The sequence below is a fragment of the Pseudomonas sp. Cab53 genome (genome assembly GCF_018325965.1).
Classification (GTDB): Bacteria; Pseudomonadota; Gammaproteobacteria; order Pseudomonadales; family Pseudomonadaceae; genus Aquipseudomonas; species Aquipseudomonas chlororaphis_E.
The window spans coordinates 4,440,210-4,464,903 of sequence record NZ_AP021902.1 but is presented as its reverse complement, the minus strand read 5'-3'; the positions used below and the strand labels follow the sequence as shown (position 1 = coordinate 4,464,903).

General features: G+C 64.2%; 24 protein-coding genes. 18 read left to right on the top strand and 6 right to left on the bottom strand.

The window, feature by feature from the left end:
- From KI241_RS19385 to KI241_RS19375, 3 genes are read left to right on the top strand one after another with little or no spacing between them, the layout of a single operon-like run.
- The gene (locus KI241_RS19385) at positions 1-1,437 is read left to right on the top strand and encodes a CpaF family protein (protein ID WP_047736440.1); all 1,437 of its coding nucleotides are present in this window, start codon (positions 1-3) and stop codon (positions 1,435-1,437) included.
- Positions 1,434-2,420 (top strand): type II secretion system F family protein, encoded by a 987-nt coding sequence (locus tag KI241_RS19380; RefSeq protein WP_042732753.1) that lies wholly within the window; start codon positions 1,434-1,436, stop codon positions 2,418-2,420. Before KI241_RS19385 ends, KI241_RS19380 begins: the two co-directional genes overlap by 4 nt.
- Positions 2,421-2,447: 27 nt before the next feature.
- Positions 2,448-3,413, top strand: a complete 966-nt coding sequence (locus KI241_RS19375) for a type II secretion system F family protein (protein WP_042732752.1) — start codon at positions 2,448-2,450, stop codon at positions 3,411-3,413.
- Positions 3,414-3,869: 456 nt separating this feature from the next.
- Here the strand turns inward: KI241_RS19375 and KI241_RS19370 are convergent, their stop codons facing one another.
- The 5 genes from KI241_RS19370 to KI241_RS19350 all read right to left on the bottom strand — a co-directional run bounded on the left by KI241_RS19370 (position 3,870) and on the right by KI241_RS19350 (position 9,594).
- On the bottom strand, positions 3,870-4,142 hold the full coding sequence (locus KI241_RS19370) for a DUF3613 domain-containing protein (RefSeq protein WP_042732918.1): 273 nt from the start codon (positions 4,140-4,142) through the stop codon (positions 3,870-3,872).
- Positions 4,143-4,164: 22 nt separating this feature from the next.
- Entirely contained in the window at positions 4,165-4,878 is a 714-nt protein-coding gene (locus KI241_RS19365) for a tetratricopeptide repeat protein (protein WP_123578347.1), read from the bottom strand.
- A 56-nt stretch (positions 4,879-4,934) separates the two neighbouring features.
- Complete coding sequence (locus KI241_RS19360) at positions 4,935-6,158, bottom strand: type II and III secretion system protein family protein (RefSeq protein WP_042732920.1); 1,224 nt, start codon at positions 6,156-6,158, stop codon at positions 4,935-4,937.
- A 441-nt stretch (positions 6,159-6,599) separates the two neighbouring features.
- Positions 6,600-7,007 carry a PA2817 family protein gene (locus tag KI241_RS19355; protein WP_024776930.1) on the bottom strand — a complete coding sequence of 136 codons (408 nt, stop codon included), beginning with the start codon at positions 7,005-7,007 and terminating at the stop codon, positions 6,600-6,602.
- A gap of 139 nt (positions 7,008-7,146) precedes the next feature.
- Entirely contained in the window at positions 7,147-9,594 is a 2,448-nt protein-coding gene (locus KI241_RS19350) for an acyl-CoA dehydrogenase (protein ID WP_212802892.1), read from the bottom strand.
- A 275-nt stretch (positions 9,595-9,869) separates the two neighbouring features.
- Between KI241_RS19350 and KI241_RS19345 the strand changes: the two genes are divergently transcribed.
- The 4 genes from KI241_RS19345 (at position 9,870) to KI241_RS19330 (ending at position 13,040) form a co-directional block, all read left to right on the top strand.
- Entirely contained in the window at positions 9,870-10,529 is a 660-nt protein-coding gene (locus KI241_RS19345; RefSeq protein ID WP_212802891.1) for a transglutaminase family protein, read from the top strand.
- Between the two features lie 46 nt (positions 10,530-10,575).
- Positions 10,576-11,199, top strand: coding sequence for a glutathione S-transferase (locus tag KI241_RS19340; protein ID WP_042728803.1), 624 nt, complete (start codon positions 10,576-10,578; stop codon positions 11,197-11,199).
- A 132-nt stretch (positions 11,200-11,331) separates the two neighbouring features.
- Positions 11,332-12,264 (top strand): ABC transporter ATP-binding protein, encoded by a 933-nt coding sequence (locus KI241_RS19335; RefSeq protein WP_042728804.1) that lies wholly within the window; start codon positions 11,332-11,334, stop codon positions 12,262-12,264.
- Positions 12,261-13,040: an ABC transporter permease gene (locus tag KI241_RS19330; RefSeq protein ID WP_042728805.1), complete on the top strand. Its 780-nt coding sequence runs from the start codon at positions 12,261-12,263 to the stop codon at positions 13,038-13,040. The genes KI241_RS19335 and KI241_RS19330 overlap by 4 nt, the downstream gene beginning before the upstream one ends.
- A 93-nt stretch (positions 13,041-13,133) precedes the next feature.
- Here KI241_RS19330 and KI241_RS19325 read toward each other — a convergent pair whose 3' ends face one another.
- Positions 13,134-13,649, bottom strand: a complete 516-nt coding sequence (locus KI241_RS19325) for a DUF2062 domain-containing protein (RefSeq protein ID WP_042728806.1) — start codon at positions 13,647-13,649, stop codon at positions 13,134-13,136.
- 144 nt (positions 13,650-13,793) lie between these two features.
- On the opposite strand from KI241_RS19325, the gene KI241_RS19320 reads away from it, so the two are divergent.
- From KI241_RS19320 to KI241_RS19270, 11 genes are all read left to right on the top strand, one after another.
- Positions 13,794-16,040 (top strand): DNA internalization-related competence protein ComEC/Rec2, encoded by a 2,247-nt coding sequence (locus KI241_RS19320; protein WP_212802890.1) that lies wholly within the window; start codon positions 13,794-13,796, stop codon positions 16,038-16,040.
- A 95-nt stretch (positions 16,041-16,135) separates the two neighbouring features.
- Positions 16,136-16,771: a MotA/TolQ/ExbB proton channel family protein gene (locus KI241_RS19315; protein WP_161796100.1), complete on the top strand. Its 636-nt coding sequence runs from the start codon at positions 16,136-16,138 to the stop codon at positions 16,769-16,771.
- Complete coding sequence (locus KI241_RS19310; RefSeq protein ID WP_042728809.1) at positions 16,768-17,196, top strand: biopolymer transporter ExbD; 429 nt, start codon at positions 16,768-16,770, stop codon at positions 17,194-17,196. The genes KI241_RS19315 and KI241_RS19310 overlap by 4 nt, the downstream gene beginning before the upstream one ends.
- Complete coding sequence (lpxK, locus tag KI241_RS19305) at positions 17,196-18,206, top strand: tetraacyldisaccharide 4'-kinase (protein WP_212802889.1); 1,011 nt, start codon at positions 17,196-17,198, stop codon at positions 18,204-18,206. The genes KI241_RS19310 and lpxK overlap by 1 nt, the downstream gene beginning before the upstream one ends.
- 25 nt (positions 18,207-18,231) lie before the next feature.
- Positions 18,232-18,417: a Trm112 family protein gene (locus tag KI241_RS19300; RefSeq protein WP_042728811.1), complete on the top strand. Its 186-nt coding sequence runs from the start codon at positions 18,232-18,234 to the stop codon at positions 18,415-18,417.
- Positions 18,414-19,178 carry a 3-deoxy-manno-octulosonate cytidylyltransferase gene (gene kdsB, locus KI241_RS19295; protein ID WP_212802888.1) on the top strand — a complete coding sequence of 255 codons (765 nt, stop codon included), beginning with the start codon at positions 18,414-18,416 and terminating at the stop codon, positions 19,176-19,178. Before KI241_RS19300 ends, kdsB begins: the two co-directional genes overlap by 4 nt.
- The gene (locus KI241_RS19290) at positions 19,178-19,642 is read left to right on the top strand and encodes a low molecular weight protein-tyrosine-phosphatase (RefSeq protein WP_042728813.1); all 465 of its coding nucleotides are present in this window, start codon (positions 19,178-19,180) and stop codon (positions 19,640-19,642) included. Before kdsB ends, KI241_RS19290 begins: the two co-directional genes overlap by 1 nt.
- The gene (gene murB / locus KI241_RS19285; protein ID WP_047736431.1) at positions 19,639-20,658 is read left to right on the top strand and encodes a UDP-N-acetylmuramate dehydrogenase; all 1,020 of its coding nucleotides are present in this window, start codon (positions 19,639-19,641) and stop codon (positions 20,656-20,658) included. Before KI241_RS19290 ends, murB begins: the two co-directional genes overlap by 4 nt.
- Positions 20,659-20,923: 265 nt before the next feature.
- Complete coding sequence (locus KI241_RS19280) at positions 20,924-21,394, top strand: (2Fe-2S)-binding protein (protein ID WP_042728815.1); 471 nt, start codon at positions 20,924-20,926, stop codon at positions 21,392-21,394.
- The gene (locus KI241_RS19275) at positions 21,391-23,706 is read left to right on the top strand and encodes a xanthine dehydrogenase family protein molybdopterin-binding subunit (protein ID WP_212802887.1); all 2,316 of its coding nucleotides are present in this window, start codon (positions 21,391-21,393) and stop codon (positions 23,704-23,706) included. The genes KI241_RS19280 and KI241_RS19275 overlap by 4 nt, the downstream gene beginning before the upstream one ends.
- Entirely contained in the window at positions 23,706-24,677 is a 972-nt protein-coding gene (locus KI241_RS19270; RefSeq protein ID WP_053146128.1) for an XdhC family protein, read from the top strand. The genes KI241_RS19275 and KI241_RS19270 overlap by 1 nt, the downstream gene beginning before the upstream one ends.
- Positions 24,678-24,694 lie beyond the last annotated feature (17 nt).

The window sequence follows — 24,694 nt, the reverse complement described above, 5'->3', positions numbered from 1 at the left end:
ATGATCAGCGACTTCCGCACCCGCTTGCGCAAACAGCCCGCCAAACCCGGCCCTTCCAGCGTCCACGGCGACAGCCTCGCGGAGCCGGCCGAAGCCTTGATGGCCTGGGAACAGGCCGTCCCGGACGTGCTCTACGAAACCCGCACCCAGGTGACACCGGTGGAAGCCGAGTGGCGGGAAAAAATCTACCAACAGTTGCTCAAGGTGATGGACCTGTCACTGCTCGATGCCCTCGAGCAGGTCGAGGCCACGCGGCAGATTCGCGACATCTGCCAGCGCCTGCTGGACGAACATTCGGCGCCGGTGAGTTCCGCCAGCCGGCAACTGATCATCAAGCAGATCACCGACGAGGTGCTGGGCCTTGGCCCGCTGGAACCGCTGTTGGCCGACCACAGCGTGTCCGACATCCTGGTCAATGGCTTTGCCTCGGTGTACGTCGAGCGCTTCGGCAAATTGCAACGCACCGATGTGCGCTTTCGCGATGACCAGCATCTGCTGAACATCATCGACCGGATCGTCTCCAGCCTCGGCCGGCGCATCGACGAATCCTCGCCGCTGGTGGACGCCCGGCTCAAGGATGGCTCGCGGGTCAACGCGATCATCCCGCCGTTGGCCATCGACGGGCCGAGCATGTCGATCCGGCGTTTCGCGGTGGACCTGCTCAACACCGACAGCCTGATCCAGGTGGGCACCATGACCCCGGCCATTGCCTTGCTGCTCAAGGCCATCGTCCGTGGACGCCTGAACGTGCTGATCTCCGGCGGAACCGGCAGTGGCAAGACCACCATGCTCAACGTGCTGTCCAGTTTCATTCCCCACAACGAACGGATCGTCACCATTGAGGACTCCGCCGAACTGCAACTGCAGCAACCCCACGTGGTCCGCCTGGAAACCCGGCCTTCGAACATCGAGGGGCGGGGTGAGGTGAGCCAGCGTGAACTGGTGCGCAACAGCCTGCGGATGCGCCCCGATCGCATCGTGATCGGTGAAGTGCGCGGCGCCGAGGCGCTGGACATGCTCACGGCCATGAACACCGGTCACGACGGCTCCCTGACCACCATCCACGCCAATACGGCTCGCGATGCCCTGGGGCGCATCGAGAACATGGTGTCGATGACCGGGGCTACGTTTCCGATCAAGGCAATGCGTCAACAAATTGCCTCGGCCATCGACGTGGTGATCCAACTGGAGCGTCAAGAAGATGGCAAGCGACGGGTGGTCAGCATGCAGGAGATCAACGGCATGGAAGGGGAGGTCATCACCATGACCGAGATTTTCTCTTTCGTGCGCCAGGGCATCGGTGAACACGGCGAAGTGCTCGGCGATTATCGACCCAGCGGCATGATCCCGGCGTTCCGCGAGGTGTTGGCCAAGCGCGGCATCGAGTTGCCACTGAGCCTGTTCCGCCCTGAATGGATGGAGGCGCGGCAGTCATGAACGGTATTCCCGGCGAATTCATCCTGATTTTCCTTGGCATGGTCTTCATCGCGGTCTTTCTGCTGTCCCAGGGCGTGGTGGTGCCGGTGTTCGGCGAGGCCGGCAAGATGCGCAAACGCATTCGTGGGCGCTTGCACGTGCTGGAGAAGGCCAACCATTTGCCCAATATGCAGACCGTGTTGCGGCACAAGTACCTGACACGCCTGTCGCCCCTGGAAGCTCGACTCGAGCAGTTGCCGTTCATGGCCAGCCTGACGCAGTTGATCGAGCAGGCCGGCCACGAGTACCGCGCCTACCGGGTGATGCTGCTGGGCCTGGTCCTGGGTGCGGTGGCGGGAGCGTCGGTGCTGATGGTGACGCCGCTCTGGTGGGTGGCGCTGCTGACCACGCTGGCCGTCACCTGGTTGCCGGTGCTGAAGATCCTGCGTGACCGCAGCAAGCGCTTCAACGCGTTCGAGGAAGGCCTGCCGGACGCGCTGGACGCCATGTGCCGGGCCCTGCGCGCCGGCCATCCGTTCAACGAAACCTTGCGCCTGGTTGCCGACGAGCACAAAGGGCCGGTCGCCCAGGAGTTCGGCTTGACCTTCGCCGACATCAACTATGGCAACGACGTACGCCGGGCGATGCTGGGCCTGCTGGAGCGCATGCCGAGCATGACGGTGATGATGCTGGTGACGTCGATCCTCATCCACCGCGAGACCGGCGGCAACCTCACCGAAGTGCTGGAACGCCTGAGTCGGTTGATTCGCGGGCGCTTCCGCTTCCAGCGCAAGATCCGCACGTTGTCGGCCGAAGGTCGCATGTCGGCCTGGGTGCTGGTGGCGATTCCCTTTGTGCTGGCGATCGCCATCGTGCTCACCAGCCCCAGCTACATGCCGGTGCTGCTCAATGATCCGATCGGCCACAAGCTGATCATCGGCGCCTTCTGCGCCATGCTGGTCGGGATTTTCTGGATCCGCAAAATCATCCGGATCCAGGTCTGATCGCTGCCCTGACACGAGGTATCAGTCATGGATTATTTGCTCGGGTTGTTCAGTCGGTTTACCGGGAGCGAGGAACTGGCGCGCCTGTTGTTCATTACTGCGATTGGCGTGAGTACCGTGCTGGCGGCGGTGGCCGTGCTCCTGCTGCTGGTGGGCCTGCAAGACCCGGTGCAGCGGCGCCTGGCGCTGATCAAGCGGGGTTATTCGGGCAGTTCGGCGGCGCAGGAGGCACCGGGTAACCTGCAACTGCTGCTGGAGCGGGTGGGCCAGCGCTTCGCTTCGGCCGACCCGGCCCGTACCTCGGCGACCCAGACCCTGCTGACCCATGCCGGTTACCGCTCTGCATCGGCGGTGCAGGTCTACTGGGCCGTGCGCCTGATGATGCCGCTGGCGCTGCTCGGCCTGGCGGTACTGGTGATGCCGTTGATCAAGGTGTCCGGGGTGGTCGTGCTGCTGGCGGTGACGACGGTGACCGGTCTCGGCTGGCTGCTGCCGTCGCTGTATGTCGGCAAGCGCAAGCAGGCGCGCCAGGGCCGGCTGCGTGCCGCGTTCCCGGATGCACTGGACCTGATGGTGGTGTGCGTCGAATCAGGCCTGGCCTTGCCGACGACCATCGAGCGAGTGGCCGAAGAAATGGCGGTCAGCCAGGCCGAACTGGCCGAAGAACTGGCCTTGGTCAACGCGCAGATCCGCGCCGGCATCACCAGCACCGAGGCCCTCCGGCAACTGGCCATGCGCACTGGGCTTGAAGACATCCAGGGGTTGGTCAGCCTGTTGGCGCAGAGCATTCGCTTCGGCACCAGCGTGGCCGATACCTTGCGCATCTATGCCGACGAATTCCGCGACCGGCGCACCCAGGCCGCCGAGGAAATGGGGGCGAAAATTGGCACCAAGCTGATCTTTCCACTGATTTTCTGCCTGTGGCCCAGCTTCTTCCTGGTCGCCATCGGCCCTGCGATGATTGGCGTGTTCAGGGCGTTCGGGAACATGTAGGCGGGTGATCCTTCATTAGCCGAACAGTTGTGGCGAGGGCGCTTGCTCCCGCCGGGCAGCGCAGCGGCCCTCGCTCCTTGGCGGCGGCTGCGCACCCGAGGGGCAAGCGCCCTCGCCACGGCGTACCTCCTGTTTCCAGGACTCAGCATGCCCCCGTGGCGAGGGGGTTCATCCCCGCTGGGGTGCGCAGCCACCCCTCGATGCCAATCCCCTTCGAACAGATACCCCGAGCGCCCAGGTTCAGGGCCGCTGCGCGCCCAACGGGGATGAATCCCCTCGCTACAAAGTAGAGTGACAACAGACCTATCCCGGCTAAACACAACATGTGGCGAGGGCGCTTGCTCCCGCTCGGGCGGCGCAGCGGCCCTTGCTTTTGGCAGCTGCTGCGCACCCGAGCGGGAGCAAGCGCCCTCGCCACGGTACGGTTTAAAACCTTTGTTCAACCCACCTCGTACTTCATTTGCTGCCGCTGCTGATGTCCCCGCCCGTGTCCTGGTCAAAGAATTCCGGAATGGGATAGTTGAAGCTATTGAGCCAGCGCTGCATGGCCAGTTCGCGCTCGGCGGCCGAGGCGGTCTGCAAGTGGGTGGACGCCACCACGCCGCGGATCTGCAGTTGCATCCAGCTTTCGGTACCTTGCTGGGCTGTCGAGGAGGGGCCCGGGTCGATCGCCCAGGCCGGGGTGGACAGGCACAGCGTGCACACGATCATCAGTTGTTGGGTTTTCATCTCATGGACTCCTCGTCACGCTCTACTTGACCGCGCCGGATGAGGCATCGACGACCTCTTCCAGGCGGTTCGCTTGCGACGTTGCTGCGTTGGGGGCCGAGCCTCTGATTCTTTCGGCGCGGGCCTGGGCGTCCGCGATCTGCTGGGGACTGAGCTTGGCCATGCTTGCCAGTTCGGCCGCCTGCTTCCAGTTGTCCTGGTAGATCAACAGGGTCACCATGTTGAGCGCCGCCAGGGCGTCGGATTGCTGGAGCTCCATGGCGGTCATGAACTCGAAGCGCGCTTGGGGAATGCGTTTCTGATTGAGGTAGACGACCCCCAGGTCATTGCGGATCTTGCCTTCGGTCGGGGCCATTTTCGCGGCCCGTTCCAGGTGCTCCGTGGCGCTCGCGTTGTCGTTCTTGACGGCGGCCAGTTGGCCCAGGCCATGTTCGCCGTCGGCGGCCAGGCAGGTTCCGAGCAGGCTTCTATACAAGGGCTCCGCCTCGCTGCGCCCCATCAGGCGCAATACCCGGGCCTTGCGCAGGCGCACCTGGACCAGGTCCTCGGGCAGGCGTTCCAGGTTCGCCAGGCTGGCGTACAAGCGCCCCTCGTTGGCCATGTCGTCGGCCATGTTGAGGGCCAGCTCCTGATCGGCGCTGGGCTTGGCGCAATGGGACGGGTCCGACGCCACCACGCCATGGCTGGAACAGCCGGCCAGCATCAATGTTGCGGCTACCGCGATTGCTGCTTTCATGGAATATCCCCTCGCAATGGGTTGGACGCCAGGCGCCAGGTACTTAGGGCGCCGGCTCATTGGGAAAGCCCGCTGCGGTTATCGAACTCGCCATGTTCGAGGAAATACATGCGATAGAAATTCGGGTCGTAGTTGCGCAGTTGCTCGCCCGGTAATGTCGGCAGTTGTGCATTGGCGGCCAAGGGCTGGACCAGGTGCGGCGTGACGATCATCAACAGCTCGCGTTCCTCGCGGTCGATGGAGTGGTCGCGGAAGAACGCGCCCAGCACAGGGATATCACCCAGCCCCGGAAGCTTGTTCACCTGTGAGCTGTTGCGCGTGCTGATCAGGCCGCTGATGACAAAGCTTTCGCCGTCGGCCAGGGCAATGCTGGTATCGGTACGGCGCACGGTGAGCGCTGGCACCAGGGTCCCGGCGATGTTCACGGCATTGGTGAAATCCAGCTCGCTGACTTCCGGCGCGACCTTCAGGGCGATGCGGTTCTGGCCGATGACAGTGGGGGTCAGGGTCAGGCGAATACCGAACTCCTTGTACTCGATGGACACGTTATCGCTGCCGGAACTGGGCACCGGGATCGGCACTTCGCCGCCGGCCAGGAAACTGGCGCTCTGTCCGCTGAGGGCCACCAGGCTCGGCCGTGCCAGGGTGTAGGCAAAACCGCTGCCCTCCAAGGCATTGATCATCAGCAGGGTTTTACCGGTGGCGAACGACAAGTTGAACATGTCGTTGTTGACCGGCAGGGAAGGGCGCACCACCCCGCCGATGGTGGGCAGGGTCCTCGGCGAGCCGAACAGGAAGTTGCCACGGGTGCCGAACAGCGACGTCGAGGCTTCCTTGAGCTTGGTCCGGCTGACCTCGACGAAACGGATGTCGGTCTGGACCTGGGCAAGCAGCATCGGGTCTTCGGAGGGCACGCTCGCCACGCTGGTCAGCGCGGCCGTGGCCCGACCCTTGACGAAAACCATGCTCTGGCGGGGTATTTTCGAGCAATCCGTCCAGACCATCAGGCTGGTGGCGCCCGGTGCCAGGCCGGTGAGAATGAAAGCGTCACTGCCACTGGGTTGTACATCGGCAATTTTCGGGTCACCCACCGCCAACTTCGTCACGGGGGCGAGGATGCGCAGTTCGTTCTGCAAACCCTGGCCGACCTCGAAGGTCGCTGGCAGACTGTCTAACTGGGAACAATCGGCGGCAACGGCCTGCGCCGTTTCCAGGCCGAAGCCCATCCAGAACAGACCATGGATAACGTGTTTCAAAGCAAGCGCGGTACGCTGGTTCATAGGATGATCCTCGACAGACTGGCCGTCCCTAGGCTTAACCAATTGCCTCGGATCATCGATGGGCCCGGGCTGCCCCCTATCGCATCACCCGGGACAAGGCCGGGTGGACGAGCGGACGGCTGCAATGGACGGCTCCCTTGAAGGGCAATTTGCCAGCCACCGTGCTCGGTTCTGTTGACGGTAGTTCACCTATGGCAAAGCGCCACGTCAAAAATGAAAAAAACGTCTGAAAAGTGGCGGTGGTGAAATTCATGACAGATTGCGCGTCAATAAACTGTCTTTTTGGTGAGATGGGGATCTTTGGGAGCGCTTCGCGAGCAGGGGGCGAGTGGTTATGGGAGCGATCCTGCTCGCCAGCGGGCCCATGACCATCGCCGCCGACAAGCCATAAAAAAAGGCCCGCTGAGTGATCCAGGCGGGCCTTTGTGTGTCACGGCGCAATCAATGCTTGCTGTCCTGGTCGGACATTGCCAGCAACTGCTTTTCCTGGTTCCAGTCGAACGGCTCGTCGTTTTGTTCGGCTTCGAAACGACGCTCCTCCAGGGCCTGGTACAGGTCGATTTCTTCATCGGGCATGTAGTGCAGGCAATCACCGCCGAAGTACCAGAGCAGGTCGCGTGGCACCAGGTGGGCGATCTGTGGATAGCGCACGATCACCTGGCACAAGAGGTCCTGGCCCAGGTACTGGCTTTCGATCGGGTCGACTGGCAACTGGGCACGCAGTTCGTCGAAGCGCTCCAGGAACAGGGCATGGCTTTCTTCGGGAACCTGTTCGGCCTCACCTACGGCGACCAGGATGCTGCGCAAGTGGTCGAGCAGGACAAGATGATCGGCAACGACATTGGACACGAGATAAGTCCTCAAGAGCAAAACGGGCGCAGGAGTATAAAGCCCCCGCGCCGGCTTTTACATGGCCGCGGATCAGTGGGACATCGCGGCGAGGGCGCCTGCTCCCGCGGGACGGTGCAGCAGGCCCCTCGTCACGGACTCAGCGGACCTTGGCTTCGGCCAGTGTCAGCGCCTCCTTGTCGAAGTCATCCACGTCGATGACCTTGCGCCGCGCCGCTTCGGCCACGCGCAGGGCCTCGGCTTCGCCGGCTTGCAGCACCCCGGCTTGGAGGGCGGCATCGATGAGGGGTTCGCCCGGCGCCGGGTCGAGCTGACCTTGCTTGAGCGCGACGTGGAGTTTTTTCTGCGCCGGATGCGCGGCGCCCAGCAGGTCGGCGGCGTGCTGCAGGGCACCCACCGGATCGTCCGCCGATTGTGGACGGTAGCAACCCTGCAGCAGTTCTTCGAGGGTCGGATCACCCTTGGCCCGGCCTATCACCGCGGCCACCTCGGCATCCAACCTGTCGCTCGGGCCCTTGTGGCGACGGCCGAACGGGAACACCACTCCACGCAACAGACAACCCAATACCCGATTCGGGAAGTTGGCCAGCAGTTCGTCCAGCGCACGTTCCGACTGGCCGAGGCTTTCCTCCATGGCCCAGGTGAACAGCGGCGCCATGTGGTCCGGCGAATCCAGGTCGTGGTAGCGCTTGAGTGCCGCGGACGCCAGGTAAAGATTGCTCAACACATCCCCCAGGCGTGCCGACAGTCGTTCACGACGCTTGAGCTCGCCTCCCAGCAGCATCATGCTCAGGTCCGCCAGCAGGGCGAATGCCGCCGCCTGCCGGTTGAGGGCGCGGAAGTAGCCCTGGCTCAAGGCATTGCCCGGTGCGTGTTCAAAGCGGCCGAGGCCCAGGTTCAACACCAGCGTGCTGGCGGCATTGCTGATGGCGAAGCCAATGTGCTTGAGCAACAGGCCGTCGAATTCCACCAGGGCTTGGTCCTTGTCCTCACGGGTGGCCAGGGCCATTTCCTTGAGCACGAACGGATGGCAGCGGATGGCGCCCTGGCCGAAGATCATCAGGTTGCGCGAGAGGATGTTCGCGCCTTCGACCGTAATGAAGATCGGCGCCCCTTGCCAGCTGCGGCCCAGGTAGTTGTTCGGGCCCATGATAATGCCCTTGCCACCGTGCACGTCCATGGCGTGGCTGATGCATTCACGACCGCGCTCGGTCAGGTGGTATTTGAGGATCGCCGACAGTACCGAGGGTTTCTCCCCCAGGTCCACGGCGTTGGCGGTCAGCATGCGGGCCGCGTCCATCAGCCAGGCGTTGCCGCCGATGCGCGCCATGGCTTCCTGGATGCCTTCGAACGCTGACAGCGGGACGTTGAACTGCTCGCGCACCTGGGTGTACTGGCCCGTCACCAGGCTGGTGAACTTGGCCGCGCCGGTGCCCACCGCGGGCAGGGAAATCGAACGCCCGACCGACAGGCAGTTCATCAGCATCATCCAGCCTTTGCCGAGCATCGGTTGGCCGCCAATGAGGAAGTCCAGCGGGATGAACACGTCCTTGCCCCAGTTCGGCCCGTTCATGAACGCCGCGCCGAGTGGCAGGTGGCGGCGGCCGATGTGTACGCCCGGGGTGTCGGTGGGGATCAGTGCAAGGCTGATGCCCAGGTCTTCTTCGTCACCCAGCAGGTGGTCGGGGTCGTACGCCTTGAAGGCCAGGCCGAGGAGGGTGGCCACCGGGCCGAGGGTGATGTAGCGCTTTTCCCAGTTCAGGCGCAGGCCCAGGGTTTCCCGGCCTTGCCATTCGCCCTTGCAGATAATGCCTGTGTCGGGCATCGCCCCGGCGTCGGAGCCGGCCAGCGGCCCGGTCAGGGCAAAGCAGGGGATATCGTCGCCCCGGGCCAGCCGTGGCAGGTAGTGGTCGCGTTGTTCATCGGTGCCGTAGTGCAGCAGCAGTTCCGCCGGGCCGAGGGAGTTGGGGACCATCACCGTGGACGCCAGGTCGCCGCTGCGGGTCGCCAGCTTCATCGCCACCTGGGAGTGGGCGTAGGCGGAGAAGCCCTTGCCGCCGTATTCCTTGGGAATGATGAGGGCGAAGAAACCGTGCGTCTTGATATGGGCCCAGGCTTCGGGCGGCAGGTCCATGGCCTGGCCGATCTGCCAGTCACTGACCATCGCGCAGAGTTCTTCCGTCGGGCCGTCGAGGAATGCCTGTTCTTCCTCGGTCAACTGCACCTTGGGGTAGGACAGCAGCAGGTCCCAGTCCGGGCGACCGCTGAACAGTTCGCCATCCCACCACACCGTGCCGGCGTCGATGGCGTCGCGTTCGGTCTGGGACATGGGCGGCAGGGTTTTCTGGAACCAGTCGAACATCGGCGCGCTGAAATACCGGCGACGCAGGTCTGGCAGCAGCAGGGGAGCCGCGACGGCGGCGAGCATCACCCACAGAACCAGCATCAGCCACCCGGGGGCGTGGCTGAAAATGCCCATGGCCAGCAGGTAGACCGCGACGATGCCCAGTGCGGGCAACGGGGCGGTGCGCCGATGGGCCAGCCAGGCGATCCCGATGACCAGGACCAGTATCCACAACAACAGCATAGGTAATCCTCCGTGAACCAGGGCAAAACCGACCCACAGAGCTTAGACGGCCTCTGCAAAACCGGCGGTCGGCGCGATGTGATTGATTTCGTGGGAAACCCTGGATGCAGTGCGCCAGTCTGGTTGGCAACAGCCGTGGGAAATCGTTCGTTATCCAGGTGAGAAAACGCCATTGTTTGGCCGAAACGTCGTTATCGCTGCAACGGGGCTGTGGATAGACTCGGGTTTTGCCGATGCCAGCCACGATGGCCGGCGTTTCCCGGAGGCCTTCCTGCATGCAGTCCTACCTGACGCCCAGCCGCTTCATCGACAGCGATCATCCACAGGTCATCGCCTTTGCCGAGGCGCATCGCGGTGCCGACCGCGACCCTGTGGCGCAGGCGGTCTACCTTTACTACGCCGTGCGCGAGGCGGTGCGGTACAACCCGTATACCTTCAGTCGCGATCCGGCGACCCTGCGTGCCAGCCATGCGCTGAGCCACGGGGAAAGCTACTGCGTGCCCAAGGCCACGCTGCTCGCCGGCTGTGCCCGGCATTGCGGTATCCCGGCACGCATCGGCCTGGCGGATGTGCGCAACCACCTGTCCACGCCCCGTTTGCTGGCGTTGCTGCGCAGCGACGTGTTCGCCATGCACGGCTACACCGAGCTGTACCTGGACGGCCGCTGGGTCAAGGCCACGCCGGCGTTCAACCAGGGCTTGTGCGAGCTGTTCGACGTCGCGCCGCTGGAGTTCGACGGCCGCCACGACAGCGTTTTCCACCCGTTCAATCGCCAAGGCGCGAAGCTGATGGAATACATCACCGACCATGGGCAGTTCGCCGATGTCCCCGAAGCGTTCTTTTTCGGGCACCTGGAGAAATGTTATCCACACCTGTTCGGCGATCAGGCGCCGTCCTTGCTCGGCGATATGCGGGACGATTTGAGTCGCGGCTGATCCGGCGTATGCTGCTGCGGCACTTTGTCCATTGAAGGAAACCGTGATGCTGAAGATCTGGGGTCGCAAGAATTCGTCGAACGTGCGCAAGGCGCTCTGGTGTGCCGAAGAGCTGGGGCTGGCCTACGAGGCCATCGATGCGGGCGGCGCTTTTGGCGTGGTGGACACGCCTGAGTACCGGGCGAAGAACCCCAACGGCCGCGTGCCCATGATCGAGGATGACGGTTTCGTGCTGTGGGAATCCAACACCATTGTGCGCTACCTGCTGGCCCGCCACGCGCCGGATTCGGCCTGGTACCCGGCCGATGCCCAGGCACGGGCCGCCGCCGAGAAATGGATGGACTGGACCACTTCGTCTTTTGCCGCACCGTTTCGGACGGTGTTCTGGGGCGTGCTGCGCACCCCGGCCGAGCAACAGGACTGGCCTGCCATCCATGCGGCTATCAAGGAATGCAACGCTTTGCTGGCGATGGCCGACCGTGCATTGGGCGAGCAGCCTTATTTGAGCGGCGCGCAGATCGGCATGGGCGACATTCCCTTGGGCAGCTTCATTTATGCCTGGTTCGAAATGCCCATCGAGCGGGCTGCCTGGCCGAATCTGGAAGCCTGGTACCAGCAGTTGAAACAGCGTCCGGCCTACCGCAAGGCGGTCATGACCGCGTTGACTTAATACTTACTATCGACACGCGTGACTGTACTTGTGCGGCGACGCCCAGCACCATGGCCATCGTGCGCCGTGGTTGTTTTGCTCGCCGCGCGCCCTCATGTACTTCTTTCTTCCCTTCTTGGTGCGTAATCCGATATGAGTTCCGCTCTGTCCATCCGGCAGCTAACCAAAACCTACGGCAACGGTTTCCAGGCCCTGAGTGGTATCGATCTGGACGTCGCCGAAGGCGATTTCTTTGCCTTGCTCGGTCCTAACGGCGCCGGCAAATCCACCACCATCGGCATTCTTTCCACGTTGGTGAACAAGACCAGCGGCACGGTGAATGTCTTCGGCCATGACCTGGACCGCGAGCCCGCCGCCCTCAAGCGTTGCATTGGCGTGGTGCCCCAGGAGTTCAACTTCAACCAGTTCGAGAAGACCTTCGACATCGTCGTGACCCAGGCCGGTTACTACGGCATCCCGCCGAAGATCGCCAACGAGCGCGCCGAGCAGTACCTGACCCAGCTGGGGTTGTGGGACAAGCGCGACGTGCCGTCCCGTTCGTTGTCCGGCGGCATGAAGCGCCGCCTGATGATTGCCCGCGCGCTGGTGCATGAGCCACGCCTGCTGATCCTCGACGAACCGACGGCGGGGGTGGACATCGAGCTGCGTCGTTCGATGTGGACCTTCCTGACCGAGCTGAACCAGAAAGGCATCACCATCATCCTGACCACCCATTACCTGGAAGAGGCCGAGCAGTTGTGCCGCAACATCGGCATCATCGACCACGGCACCATCGTCGAGAACACCAGCATGCGGCAGTTGCTCGGCCAACTGCATGTGGAAACCTTTGTGCTGGACCTCAAGCACGACCTGAAGGCCGCGCCCCAGCTCACTGGTTACCCTGCGCGCCTGGTCGACAGCCATACCCTGGAGGTCCAGGTGGACAAGGCCGTCGGCATCACCGGGCTGTTCGGCCAGTTGGCCTTGCAGAACATCGAAGTGCAGAGCCTGCGCAACAAGACCAATCGCCTCGAGGAGTTGTTCGTGTCCCTGGTGGAGAAAAACCTGGCGAAGGTGGCGGTATGAGTTCCGAACTGCGCCCCAACCTGATTGCCCTCAATACCATCGTCTACCGTGAAGTGCGGCGCTTCATGCGCATCTGGCCGCAGACCCTGCTGCCGCCGGCGATCACCATGGTTCTGTACTTCGTGATCTTCGGCAACCTGATCGGCCGGCAGATCGGCGACATGGGTGGCTTCACCTACATGGACTACATCGTGCCGGGGCTGATCATGATGTCGGTGATCACCAACTCCTACGGCAACGTGGTGTCGAGCTTCTTCGGCAGCAAGTTCCAGCGTTCGATCGAAGAGCTGATGGTCTCGCCGGTCTCCCCCCACACGATCCTTATCGGCTACACCTTGGGCGGCGTCCTGCGTGGCCTGGCAGTGGGGTTGATCGTGACGCTGCTGTCGCTGTTCTTTACCCATCTGCAGGTGCATCATCTGGGGGTGACGGTCCTGGTGGTGGTGCTCACGGCGACGATCTTTTCGCTGCTGGGCTTCATCAACGCGGTGTTCGCGCGCAACTTCGATGACATCTCCATCATCCCGACGTTCGTGCTCACGCCGTTGACCTACCTGGGCGGGGTGTTCTATTCGATTTCCCTGTTGCCGCCGTTCTGGCAGACCGTTTCCCTGGCCAACCCGGTGCTGCACATGGTCAACGCCTTCCGCTACGGCATCCTGGGGGTTTCCGACATCAAGATCAGCATTGCGATCACCTTCATGCTGGTGGCCACTGTGGTGCTGTACATCGGTTGCTCGCGGTTGCTGGTCAGCGGGCGCGGCATGCGCACCTGACGTTCCCCTTGGGGAGCCAGCCTGCTCGCGAAGGCGTCAGCCAGCACGCCCCAAAAAAAGGGCCTCCAGCAATGGAGGCCCTTTTTTTGCCGGTCACATCCGGCTTTTCTTGCGCCGTTTCCACTGCCGGGTCACCCACCAGCGCCAGTAACTCATGGTGACGAAGTAGGCCAGGGCACCGAGCACCAGGCCGGTGACCACCGAACCGAGCAGGAACGGCTGCCACAACGTCGACAACTGGCCACTGATCCATTCCCAGGTCAGTTCTTCCGGCAGCGTCCGGGCAGGTACGTCCATCAGCCAGGCGCCGGTCTGGTAGGTGCAGAAGAACACCGCCGGCATGGTGATCGGATTGGTCAGCCACACCAGGCTTACGGCAATCGGCATGTTGCCGCGTACCGCGACGGCCAGTGCGGCAGCCAGCAGCATTTGCAAGGGAATGGGCAGGAATGCGGCGAACAGGCCGACGGCCATGGCGCGCGCGACGGAGTGACGGTTGAGGTGCCAGAGGTTGGGGTCATGCAGCAAGGTGCCGAGAAAGCGTAAGGATTTGTGTTCCCGGATGCTCTGCGGGTCAGGCATGTAACGTTTGAATAGGCGCCGGGGCATAAGGCTTCTCGGTCGGTTCAAAGCAGTAAGGCGGCAAGTATGTCCGGATTCTACGGTTGGCAGATTCAGACTTTGTGACAATTGATAACGCCCGGGGTGCCGCACAACGGCTAAGCCTTGAGAGGGCACTCTCAAGGACGGGTCATGCGCACAGGATTGGTCGCGCTTGCGCTGGGGCTGGTGGCCCCGGTTTTTTTCCCGGCGTTGCCGCCGCCGTGGCTGATGGTGGCGCTGCCGGTGCTGGCACTGATGGCCGTGCCGTTTCGAACCTACCCGCTGGGCTTCTTCCTGGGCGGATTGGCCTGGGCCTGTCTGTCGGCGCAGTGTGCGCTGGACGATCGGTTGCCTGCCGCGCTGGAGGGAGAAACCCGTTGGGTCGAAGGGCGTGTCGTCGGCTTGCCGCAATACAGCGACGGCGTGGTGCGCTTCGAACTGGCCGATGCCCATGGTCGTCGCGACCGGTTGCCGGCGTTGATGCGCCTCGCCTGGTTCGGTGGGCCGCCGGTCAGCAGTGGCGAGCGTTGGCGATTGGCGGTCAAGCTCAAGCGGCCCGCCGGGCTGCTGAACCCTCACGGTTTCGACTATCAGGCCTGGCTGTTGAGCCGGGGCATCGGCGCCACCGGAACCATCAAGGACGGTCGCCTGCTGCAGCCAGCTCAGGGCGCTTGGCGTGACGGGGTGCGCCAGGCGCTGGCGCGGGTCGATGCCCAGGGCCGCTCCGGTGCGCTGATGGCCTTGGTGCTGGGGGATGGTGCCGGGTTGAGCCGCGAAGACTGGCGGGTGTTGCAAGACACCGGCACGGTTCATCTGCTGGTGATCTCCGGGCAACACATTGGCCTGCTCGCCGGCCTGGTGTACCTGATGGTGGCGGGTGCGGCGCGCCATGGCCTGTGGCCGGCAAGGCTGCCATGGTTGCCTTGGGCCTGCGGCCTGGCCTTCATGGCGGCGCTGAGCTACGGCTTGCTGGCCGGGTTCGAGGTGCCGGTGCGGCGGGCCTGCGCGATGATCGGCCTGGTGTTGCTGTGGCGCTTGCGCTTCAAGCCTGCGGCCTCCTGGTGGGCCTGGTTGCTGGCGTTCGACGGGGTGCTGTTGTTCGATCCGCTGGCCTGCCTGCGGCCCGGATTCTGGCTGTCGTTCGCCGCCGTCGCGATCCTGATGTTCACCTTTGGCGGCCGCCTGGGGCCCTGGCGCTGGTGGCAGACCTGGACTCGCGCCCAATGGCTGGTTGCGCTCGGCCTGTGTCCGTTGCTGTTGATCCTGGGGCTGCCGGTGAGCCTCAGCGGGCCGCTGGCGAACCTGCTGGCGGTGCCCTGGATCAGCCTGCTGGTGCTGCCGCCGGCATTGCTCGGCACGCTGTTGTTGCCGGTGCCGTTCGTGGGCGAGGGCCTGCTATGGATCGCTGGCGGGCTGCTCGACGTATGGTTCAGGGGGCTGGCGTGGGTGGCCGGGCAACTGCCCGCCTGGACCCCGGCGGCGGTTCCGCCCTGGGCCTTGGGCATCGCCGCCCTCGGTGCGTTTGTGCTGCTGTTGCCCAAGGGCGTGCCGCTGCGTCTTTTGGGTTGGCCAATGTTGAGCTTGATGGTCTTTGCACCGCGGGAAAACCTGCCGCACGGGCAGGCCGAAATCTGGCAACTGGACGTGGGCCAGGGGCTGGCGGTGCTGGTGCGTACCCATGGCCATGCCCTGCTTTATGACGCCGGGCCACGCTGGGGCGACGCCGATGCGGGCGAGCGTGTCGTGCTGCCCACCTTGCGCAAGCTGGGGGTGCGCGAATTGGACCTGATGCTGCTCAGCCATGCCGATGCCGATCATGCCGGTGGTGCCCTGGCGGTGCGCAACGGGCTGCCCACCCGGCAACTGATCAGCGGCGATCCCGACGCGCTGCCCGAGGCGTTGCACGCCGGGCCTTGTGACAGTGGCCAGCGCTGGGAGTGGGACGGGGTCGGTTTCGCGCTGTGGCAATGGTCATCGGCCGAGGACAGCAACCAGAAGTCCTGCGTGTTGCGGGTGGAGGCGGGCGGCGAGCGCTTGCTGTTGACCGGCGACATCGACCGCCATGCCGAGCGCGCCTTGCTCGATGGCCCCCTGGCGGTGCCGATCCACTGGCTGGCCGCCCCTCATCATGGCAGCCGCAGCTCATCGTCGATGGCGCTGCTGGCACGTCTCAAGCCTCACTCGGTGCTGATTTCCCGCGGACAGGGCAATGCCTTCGGCCATCCACATCCCCAGGTGATGGCCCGTTACCGCCGGGCGGGGATGACGATCTACGACAGTGCCGAACAGGGTGCCATTCGTCTGCAACTGGGGGCCTTCGCACGGCCGCGTACCGAGGCCGGGCATCGCCGCTACTGGCGTGATCCACTGCCCGCCGGCCCCCCGGGCCGACATTGATCCAGCGCAAACGGGCAAGCGCCTATCGGCGAGTCGGGTCTTCCAAGGCGAGTCTGTGTGATAAAGTGGCGCACTTTTTCGAGGGGGCAGTCACTGTGTGGGAATTGGTCAAATCCGGCGGCTGGATGATGTTGCCGATCATTCTGAGTTCCATCGCGGCACTGGGTATCGTTGCCGAACGCCTGTGGACCCTGCGGGCCAGCCGTGTGACCCCGGAGCATCTGCTCGGGCAGGTCTGGGTCTGGATCAAGGACAAGCAACTGAACAAGGACAAGCTCAAGGAACTGCGCGCCAGTTCGCCCTTGGGGGAAATCCTCGCCGCCGGCCTGGCGAACTCCAAGCATGGTCGCGAGATCATGAAGGAGTGCATCGAGGAAGCCGCCGCCCGGGTCATCCATGAGCTGGAGCGCTACATCAATGCCCTGGGCACCATTGCCGCCATGTCCCCGTTGCTGGGCTTGCTGGGTACGGTGCTGGGCATGATCGATATCTTCAGCGCCTTCACCGGCTCCGGCATGACCACCAACGCCGCCGTGCTGGCGGGGGGCATCTCCAAGGCGCTGATCACCACCGCTGCCGGCCTGATGGTGGGTATTCCGTCAGTGTTTTTCCATCGCTTCCTGCAACGGCGCGTCGACGAGCTCGTGGTGGGCATGGAGCAGGAGGCCATCAAGCTGGTCGAGGTGGTGCAGGGCGACCGTGATGTAGACCTGGCCGGGGACAAGAAGTGAAATTCCGCCGCAAACCCCGGGAAAACATCGAGATCAACCTGGCGTCGCTGATCGACGTGGTGTTCATCCTGCTGCTGTTTTTCGTCGTGACCACCACCTTCACCCGGGAAACCCAGCTCAAGGTCGAATTGCCGCAGGCCGTCAGTGGCTCGCCGGCCGAGGACCAGCAGCTGAAGAACCTGGAAGTCACCATCAGCGCCGAAGGCGCGTTCTCGGTGAACAACCAGTTGCTGCCCAAGAGTGATTTGGCGAGCCTGATCGACGCCTTGCAGAAGGAGTCCGGCGGCGACACCAACCTGCCGCTGTCCATCAGCGCCGACGGCAAGACCCCGCATCAATCGGTGATCACCGCGATGGATGCGGCCGGCAAGCTCGGCTTCAGTCATCTGCGCATGACCACCGTCGAGGCGGCGCCCGCACCCTGATGGCCATGTCCGATCGTTTGCTTGCCGCCTGGTACCAGGGGCATCCGGCCCTGGCGCTGCTGCGGCCGTTGGAGTGGTTGTACCGGCGAGTGGTGGTGCGCAAGCGCGAGCGCTTCCTGGCCGGTGACGGCCCGATCTACCAGCCGCCCGTGCCGCTGGTGATGGTCGGCAATATCACGGTCGGCGGCACCGGCAAGACGCCCATGATCCTGTGGCTGATCCAGCATTGCCAGCGCAGCGGCCTGCGGGTTGGCGTGGTGAGCCGGGGCTACGGCGCCCAGCCGCCGCAATTGCCCTGGCGGGTCGAAGCCAGCCAGGGCGCCGACGTGGCCGGCGATGAGCCGCTGTTGATCGTCCAGCGCACCGGCGTGCCACTGATGATCGACCCGCAGCGCAGCCGCGCGGTCCAGGCGCTGTTGGAAACCGAACCGCTGGACCTGATCCTGTCCGACGACGGCATGCAGCATTACCGGATGGCCCGGGACCTCGAACTGGTGCTGATCGACAACGCCCGCGGCCTGGGCAACCGCCGGTGCCTGCCTGCCGGGCCGTTGCGCGAACCGGTCGAGCGCCTGCAATCGGTCGACGCCGTGCTGTACAACGGCGCTAGTGCGGATCGCGACGACGGCTTCGCCTTTGAACTGCGGCCCACCGCCCTGGTGAACCTGGCCAACGGCGAGCGGCGCGACCTCGACCATTTCCCGCCCGGCCAGGCGGTGCACGCAGTGGCCGGCATCGGCAATCCCCAGCGTTTCTTCAAGACCCTCGAAACGCTACACTGGCGACCCATACCGCACGGGTTTGCCGACCATGCCCAGTACAGTGCCCAGGCCCTGGACTTCTCGCCTGCGCTGCCATTGGTCATGACGGAAAAGGACGCGGTCAAATGCCGCGCCTTCGCCGGCCCGCACTGGTGGTACCTGGCGGTGGATGCTGCGCCGTCGCCGGCCTTCGCGGCCTGGTTCGACACCCAGCTGATGCGCCTGTTGCCGGATCGCCTTTTGCCTTAAACACCTTTTACCCAAGGGAATTTCCATGGACACCAAACTGCTCGATATCCTGGCCTGCCCGGTCTGCAAGGGTCCGCTCAAGCTCAGCGCCGACAAGACCGAACTGATCAGCAAGGGTGCTGGCCTGGCCTATCCGATTCGTGATGGCATCCCGGTGATGCTCGAAAGCGAAGCCCGCACCCTGAGCACCGACGAGCGCCTGGATAAATGACCACCGCCTTCACCGTTGTCATCCCATCGCGCTTCGCCTCGACGCGCCTGCCCGGCAAACCGTTGCTGGCGATCGCCGGCAAGCCGATGATCCAGCATGTCTGGGAACAGGCTTGCAAAAGCAGCGCCCAGCGCGTGGTGGTGGCGACTGACGATGCACGCATCGTCGAGGCCTGCAAGGGGTTTGGCGCCGAGGTCGTGCTGACGCGCGAGGACCACAACTCCGGCACCGATCGCCTGGCGGAAGTCGCGGTGAAGCTGGGTCTGGAACCGGAAGCCATCGTGGTCAACGTGCAGGGTGACGAGCCTTTGATCCCGCCCAGCGTGATCGATCAGGTCGCCGCCAACCTCGCGGCCCACACCGAGGCGCGCATGGCGACCCTGGCCGAGCCGATTGAGGATGTGCAAGCCCTGTTCAACCCCAACGTGGTCAAGGTGGTCAGCGACCTCAACGGCCTGGCCCTGACCTTCAGCCGCGCGACATTGCCATGGGCCCGCGATGCATTCGCCCAGAGCCGCGATGTGATGCCCGAAGGCGTCCCGTACCGTCGCCACATCGGCATCTATGCCTACCGCGCCGGCTTCCTCCAGGACTTCGTCGCCTGGGGCCCATGCTGGCTGGAAAATACCGAGGCGCTGGAGCAATTGCGTGCCTTGTGGCATGGCGTGCGGATCCATGTCGCCGATGCGCTGATCGCCCCGCCGACCGGTGTCGACACCCCGCAAGACCTCGAACGCGTTCGTCGCCTGCTGGAGGTCTGATGCGGGTCCTGTTCGTCTGTCTCGGCAATATCTGTCGTTCGCCCACCGCCGAAGGCATCCTGCGGCACAAGTTGCGCGAGGCCGGGCTGGCCGGCCAGGTCGAAGTCGCCTCTGCCGGTACCGGCGACTGGCATGTCGGCAAGGCCCCGGACAAACGCAGCCAGGCCGCTGCCTTGCGCCGGGGTTACGACTTGTCGGCCCAGCGGGCCCAGCAGGTGACTCGCGCCGACTTCGCCGCCTATGACCTGATCCTGGCCATGGACAACAGCAACCTGCGCAACCTCAAGGCCCTGCAACCGGCCAACGGCAGGGCCGAGCTGGACCTGTTCCTGCGCCGCTACGAAGCGGAACTGGACGAGGTGCCGGACCCGTACTACGACGGCGAACAGGGCTTCGAGCAGGTGCTGGACTTGATCGAGCAGGCCACCGATCGCCTGGTGATCGAATTGAAGGGACGGTTATGACCTTGCAGATACAGGCCGGCGTCAGCCTCAAACCGTTCAACAGTTTCGGCGTCGATGTGACGGCGCGCCTGTTCGCCGAGGCCCACGACGATGGCGATGTCCGCGAGGCCCTGGCCTATGCCCGTGAGCACGAGGTGCCGCTGCTGGTGATTGGCGGCGGCAGCAACCTGCTGCTGACCGGTGACATTGACGCCCTGGTGCTGCGCATGGCCAGCCAGGGGGTTCGCTTGCTCAGCGATGACGGCGAGCGGGTGGTGGTCGAAGCCGAAGCCGGGGAGCCCTGGCATCCCTTCGTCCAGTACACGCTGGCGCAGGGCTGGTCGGGCCTGGAAAACCTCAGCCTGATCCCCGGCACCGTTGGCGCGGCCCCGATGCAGAACATCGGCGCCTATGGCGTGGAGATCAAGGACGTGTTTGCCGGCCTCACGGCGCTCGACCGCCATACCGGCCAGCAACGCGAGTTCAGCCTCGAAGAGTGTCGTTTCGCCTACCGCGACAGCCTGTTCAAGCAACAGGCCGGGCGCTGGTTGATCCTGCGGGTGCGTTTTGCCCTCAGTCGCGCCGCCCACCTGCACCTGGAATACGGTCCGGTCCGCCAGCGGTTGACCGAGCAAGGCATCGACCAGGCAACGCCCATGGATGTGAGCCGGGCGATTTGCAGTATCCGCAGCGAAAAACTCCCGGACCCGGCGGTGCTGGGGAACGCCGGCAGTTTCTTCAAGAACCCGCTGGTGCCGGCCGAGCACGTTGCGCAACTCAAGGTGCAGTACCCGGACCTGGTGGCTTATCCACAGCCCGAAGGGCAGATGAAAATCGCCGCCGGGTGGCTGATCGAGCGGGCCGGCTGGAAAGGTTTTCGCGAGGGCGACGCCGGAGTGCATGCGTTGCAGGCGCTGGTGCTGGTCAACTATGGCGCCGCCACGGGGCCGCAACTGCTGGACTTGGCCCTGCGTATCCAGAAGGACATCGCCGAGCGGTTCCAGGTCGAGCTGGAAATGGAACCCAACCGGTACTGAACCTGTCATTTGTAATCATCTGAAAACGCCCTGTCCCATCGCGCACATGGATCATTTGTGCAGGATTGTGCAGGGCGTTTTGCGTGATCCTGGGTTAATTTAGCCTCCAACCGATGCGACCATTGCATCTGCAAGGCCCCGTGCAGACGCCTGTGTGCGTGTGCATAAGAGAGCCCAATAGCCTGAGCCAGTCTGCGGTACCCGAACCGTTCCCCACGCGGCAGATTGCTCGACCCCATAACCCGACCACTATGCGGGCGTGCCCATGATTACCCTGAAACTCAATGGAAAAGACCATCAACTGGATGTGACCGAGGACATGCCGCTGCTCTGGGCGATCCGCGATGTCGCTGGCTACAACGGCACCAAGTTCGGCTGCGGCATGGGCCTGTGCGGCGCGTGCACCATCCACATCGACGGCGCCCCGGCGCGCAGTTGCATCACCCCCATCGGCTCGGTGCAGGGGCAGGCCATCAGCACCATCGATGCGCTGCACGCCGACCCGGTCGGGCAGGTCGTCCAGCAGGCCTGGCTCGATACCGCCGTGGCCCAGTGTGGTTACTGCCAGGGTGGGCAGATCATGTCCGCGACGGCCTTGCTCAAGAGCAACCCCAACCCCAGCGATGAGCAGATCGAGGAGGCTATGGTCGGCAACATCTGCCGGTGCGGCACCTACAACCGGATCAAGACCGCCATTCGCCAAGCCTCCACCCACCTGAAGGAGGCCAAGGCATGAGCCGCTTGCCCAAGGATTTTGTGCTGAGCAATCTCAGCCGTCGCGGTTTCCTCAAGGGCGCGAGCGCCACTGGTGTACTTGTGCTGGCCGCCAGTTGGGGCTTGCCGGATGCCTTTGCCGAGGACAAGAAGTTCGGTGCCGAAGGCATGCCCCATGGCGTGATCGACGACCCGAAGGTGTACGTGAGCATTGCCGCCGACGGCAGCGTGACGGTGATCTGCAATCGTTCGGAAATGGGCCAGGGTGTGCGCACCAGCCTCAGCATGGTGGTGGCCGATGAACTGGACGCCGACTGGGCCTTGGTGAAGGTGCAACAGGCGCCGGCCGATGAAGCGCGTTTCGGCAACCAGGACACCGATGGCTCGCGCAGCATGCGGCATTGGTACGAGCCGATGCGTCGCTGCGGAGCCGCCGCGCGAACCATGCTGGAGCAGGCCGCTGCCGCGCAGTGGGGCGTTGCGGTGACTGAATGCCGGGCGCAACTGCATAAAGTGTTGCACCAGCCGTCCGGTCGGGAGTTGGGTTATGGCGCGCTGGCCGCTGCCGCCAGCGCCTTGCCGGTGCCGGCCCGGGACAGCTTGCGCCTCAAGCAGGCGTCGGAGTTTCGCTACATCGGCAAACAAGCGAGCCGGGCTATCGATGGTGCGGACATCGTCAATGGTCGCGCGGTGTTCGGTGCCGATGTGCATTTTGAGGGCATGCTCTACGCCGTCGTGGCCCGTCCGCCGGTCTATGGCGGCAAGGTCAGGACCGTGGACAGCAGCGCGGCGCTGAAAGTACCCGGCGTGGTCAAGGTGGTGGCCATCGAAGGGCGCCCGTTGCCCTCGGAATTCCAGCCCCTGGGCGGCGTGGCGGTGGTGGCGAAGAACACTTGGGCGGCGATCAAGGGCCGTGAAGCGCTGAAAATCGAGTGGGACGATGGGCCGAACGCCGGCTATGACTCCATTGCCTATCGCAAGGAGCTGGAAGCGGCGGCGCTCAAGCCCGGCAAGGTCGTGCGCAGCAGCGGCAACCTCGACGACGCGCTGGCCAAGGCCGACTCGACCCTGGAAGCGGCGTATTACCTGCCGCACCTGTCCCAGTCACCGATGGAGCCGATGGTCGCGGTCGCTCGCTTCAAGGACGGCCAGTGCGAAGCCTGGGCGCCGAGCCAGGCCCCGCAGGTGACGCGCGAGCGCATCGCCGAGCGCCTGGGCATTGGGTTCGACAAGGTCACGGTGAACATCACGTTGCTGGGCGGCGGTTTCGGCCGCAAGTCCAAGCCGGATTTCGTCGTTGAGGCCGCGGTGCTGGCCAAGGAGTTTCCCGGCCAGGCGATCCGGGTGCAATGGACCCGCGAGGACGACATCCATCATTCGTATTTCCACACCGTATCGGCCGAGTACCTCAAGGCCGGCCTGAACCAGGACGGCCTGCCGTCCGGCTGGCTGCACCGCACCGTGGCGCCGAGCATCACCGCGTTGTTCGCGCCGGGAATGACCCACGAAGCACCGTTCGAGATAGGCATGGGCGTGACCAACATGGCCTACGCCGTGCCGAACATGCGCATGGAAAATCCCGAGGCGACGGCCTACGCCCGGGTGGGCTGGTACCGCTCGGTGTCGAACATCCCCCACGGGTTCGCGATCCAGAGTTTCATCGACGAGCTGGCCCACAAGGCGGGCCAGGATCCGCTGAAGTACCAGCTCAAGCTGCTCGGCCCGGACCGCAAGATCGACCCGCGCACCGTGAGTGATGAGTGGAACTACGGCGAATCGCCCGACCGTTATCCCATCGACACGGCGCGGATCCGCACCGTGCTGGAAACCGCGGCGAAGGCCGCCGGTTGGGGCCGCAAACTGCCCAAGGGTCGGGGTCTTGGCCTGGCGGTGCACTACAGCTTTGTCACCTATGTCGCCGCGGTGATCGAGGTAGAGGTCAAGGACGACGGTACGGTGATCGTGCACAAGGCGGATATCGCGGTGGACTGCGGCCCGCAGATCAACCCCGAGCGGATTCGTTCGCAGTTCGAAGGGGCCTGCGTCATGGGCCTGGGGAACGCGATGGTGGGGGAGATCAGCTTCAAGGACGGCAAGGTCCAGCAGGACAACTTCCACATGTACGAGGTGGCGCGCATGTCCCTGGCGCCCAAGGAGGTGGCAGTGCACCTGGTGACACCGCCAGGCGAGGTGCCGCTGGGTGGCGTCGGTGAACCGGGTGTGCCGCCGATTGCGCCGGCGCTGTGCAATGCGCTCTTTGCTGCTACCGGCAAGCGCATTCGCAGCTTGCCCGTGCGTTATCAGTTGCAGGGTTGGCAGCAGGCCAGTGCCTGATGGACAGCGTTGATCTGAATGTCCTGCGCAGCGTGCTCCAATGGCGCCGCGCCGGGCAGCGAGTGGTGTTGTTCACGGTGGTCCAGACCTGGGGCACCGCGCCGAGGCCGCCGGGGGCGATGCTGGCCCTGCGCGAAGATGGCGTGGTGATCGGCTCGGTGTCGGGCGGTTGTGTCGAAGATGACTTGATCGCTCGGCTGCACGACGGTCGCATACCGGCGGACGGTCCGCCGGTGCAGATGATCACGTATGGCGTCACGCGTGAAGAAGCGGCGCGCTTTGGCCTGCCGTGCGGAGGCACCCTGCGCTTGACCGAGGAACGGGTCGGCGACCCTGAATGGGTCGCCGAATTGCTGCGACGTTGCGATGCCCACGAAATTGTCGCCCGCCAGTTGAATATCGCCGACGGCCAGGTGACGTTGACGCCGGCCGATAAGACTGACGCGCTGGTTTTCGACGGCCAGGTGCTGCGGGCCATTTATGGTCCGCGCTGGCGTCTGCTGTTGATCGGTGCCGGACAACTGTCGCGCTACGTGGCGGAAATGGCCCGCTTGCTGGATTTTGAAGTGCTGATCTGCGACCCGCGCAAGGAATTCGTCTACGGTTGGGAAGAGCAGCATGGACGCTTCGTCCCGGGGATGCCCGACGAAGCCGTGTTGAATATCCGGACCGACGAGCGCACGGCCATTGTCGCCCTGACTCATGACCCGCGCCTGGACGACATGGCTTTGCTCACGGCACTGGATTCCAGGGCGTTTTATGTCGGTGCCCTGGGGTCGCGCGTCAACAGTCAGAAGCGCCGGGATAACCTGGCTCAGCTAGGCTTGTCTGAGGAGGCCATCGAGCGGCTGCATGGGCCGATCGGCTTACACATCGGCAGCCACACCCCGGCGGAAATCGCCGTGTCGCTGTTGGCTGAAATCGTGGCGATCAAGAATGGCGTCGAACTGCGTCAGAAAAAATCGCTGTAGGTCGCAGGCAAGGAGGG

Excerpts from the sequence above, each read along its gene's own strand:
- KI241_RS19385 (WP_047736440.1), top strand. The coding sequence starts at position 1 with ATGATCAGCGACTTCCGCACCCGCTTGCGCAAACAGCCCGCCAAACCC.
- KI241_RS19380 (WP_042732753.1), top strand. The coding sequence starts at position 1,434 with ATGAACGGTATTCCCGGCGAATTCATCCTGATTTTCCTTGGCATGGTC.
- KI241_RS19375 (WP_042732752.1), top strand. The coding sequence starts at position 2,448 with ATGGATTATTTGCTCGGGTTGTTCAGTCGGTTTACCGGGAGCGAGGAA.
- KI241_RS19370 (WP_042732918.1), bottom strand. The coding sequence starts at position 4,142 with ATGAAAACCCAACAACTGATGATCGTGTGCACGCTGTGCCTGTCCACC.
- KI241_RS19365 (WP_123578347.1), bottom strand. The coding sequence starts at position 4,878 with ATGAAAGCAGCAATCGCGGTAGCCGCAACATTGATGCTGGCCGGCTGT.
- KI241_RS19360 (WP_042732920.1), bottom strand. The coding sequence starts at position 6,158 with ATGAACCAGCGTACCGCGCTTGCTTTGAAACACGTTATCCATGGTCTG.
- KI241_RS19350 (WP_212802892.1), bottom strand. The coding sequence starts at position 9,594 with ATGCTGTTGTTGTGGATACTGGTCCTGGTCATCGGGATCGCCTGGCTG.
- KI241_RS19345 (WP_212802891.1), top strand. The coding sequence starts at position 9,870 with ATGCAGTCCTACCTGACGCCCAGCCGCTTCATCGACAGCGATCATCCA.
- KI241_RS19340 (WP_042728803.1), top strand. The coding sequence starts at position 10,576 with ATGCTGAAGATCTGGGGTCGCAAGAATTCGTCGAACGTGCGCAAGGCG.
- KI241_RS19335 (WP_042728804.1), top strand. The coding sequence starts at position 11,332 with ATGAGTTCCGCTCTGTCCATCCGGCAGCTAACCAAAACCTACGGCAAC.
- KI241_RS19330 (WP_042728805.1), top strand. The coding sequence starts at position 12,261 with ATGAGTTCCGAACTGCGCCCCAACCTGATTGCCCTCAATACCATCGTC.
- KI241_RS19325 (WP_042728806.1), bottom strand. The coding sequence starts at position 13,649 with ATGCCCCGGCGCCTATTCAAACGTTACATGCCTGACCCGCAGAGCATC.
- KI241_RS19320 (WP_212802890.1), top strand. The coding sequence starts at position 13,794 with ATGCGCACAGGATTGGTCGCGCTTGCGCTGGGGCTGGTGGCCCCGGTT.
- lpxK (WP_212802889.1), top strand. The coding sequence starts at position 17,196 with ATGGCCATGTCCGATCGTTTGCTTGCCGCCTGGTACCAGGGGCATCCG.
- KI241_RS19300 (WP_042728811.1), top strand. The coding sequence starts at position 18,232 with ATGGACACCAAACTGCTCGATATCCTGGCCTGCCCGGTCTGCAAGGGT.
- kdsB (WP_212802888.1), top strand. The coding sequence starts at position 18,414 with ATGACCACCGCCTTCACCGTTGTCATCCCATCGCGCTTCGCCTCGACG.
- KI241_RS19290 (WP_042728813.1), top strand. The coding sequence starts at position 19,178 with ATGCGGGTCCTGTTCGTCTGTCTCGGCAATATCTGTCGTTCGCCCACC.
- murB (WP_047736431.1), top strand. The coding sequence starts at position 19,639 with ATGACCTTGCAGATACAGGCCGGCGTCAGCCTCAAACCGTTCAACAGT.
- KI241_RS19280 (WP_042728815.1), top strand. The coding sequence starts at position 20,924 with ATGATTACCCTGAAACTCAATGGAAAAGACCATCAACTGGATGTGACC.
- KI241_RS19275 (WP_212802887.1), top strand. The coding sequence starts at position 21,391 with ATGAGCCGCTTGCCCAAGGATTTTGTGCTGAGCAATCTCAGCCGTCGC.
- KI241_RS19270 (WP_053146128.1), top strand. The coding sequence starts at position 23,706 with ATGGACAGCGTTGATCTGAATGTCCTGCGCAGCGTGCTCCAATGGCGC.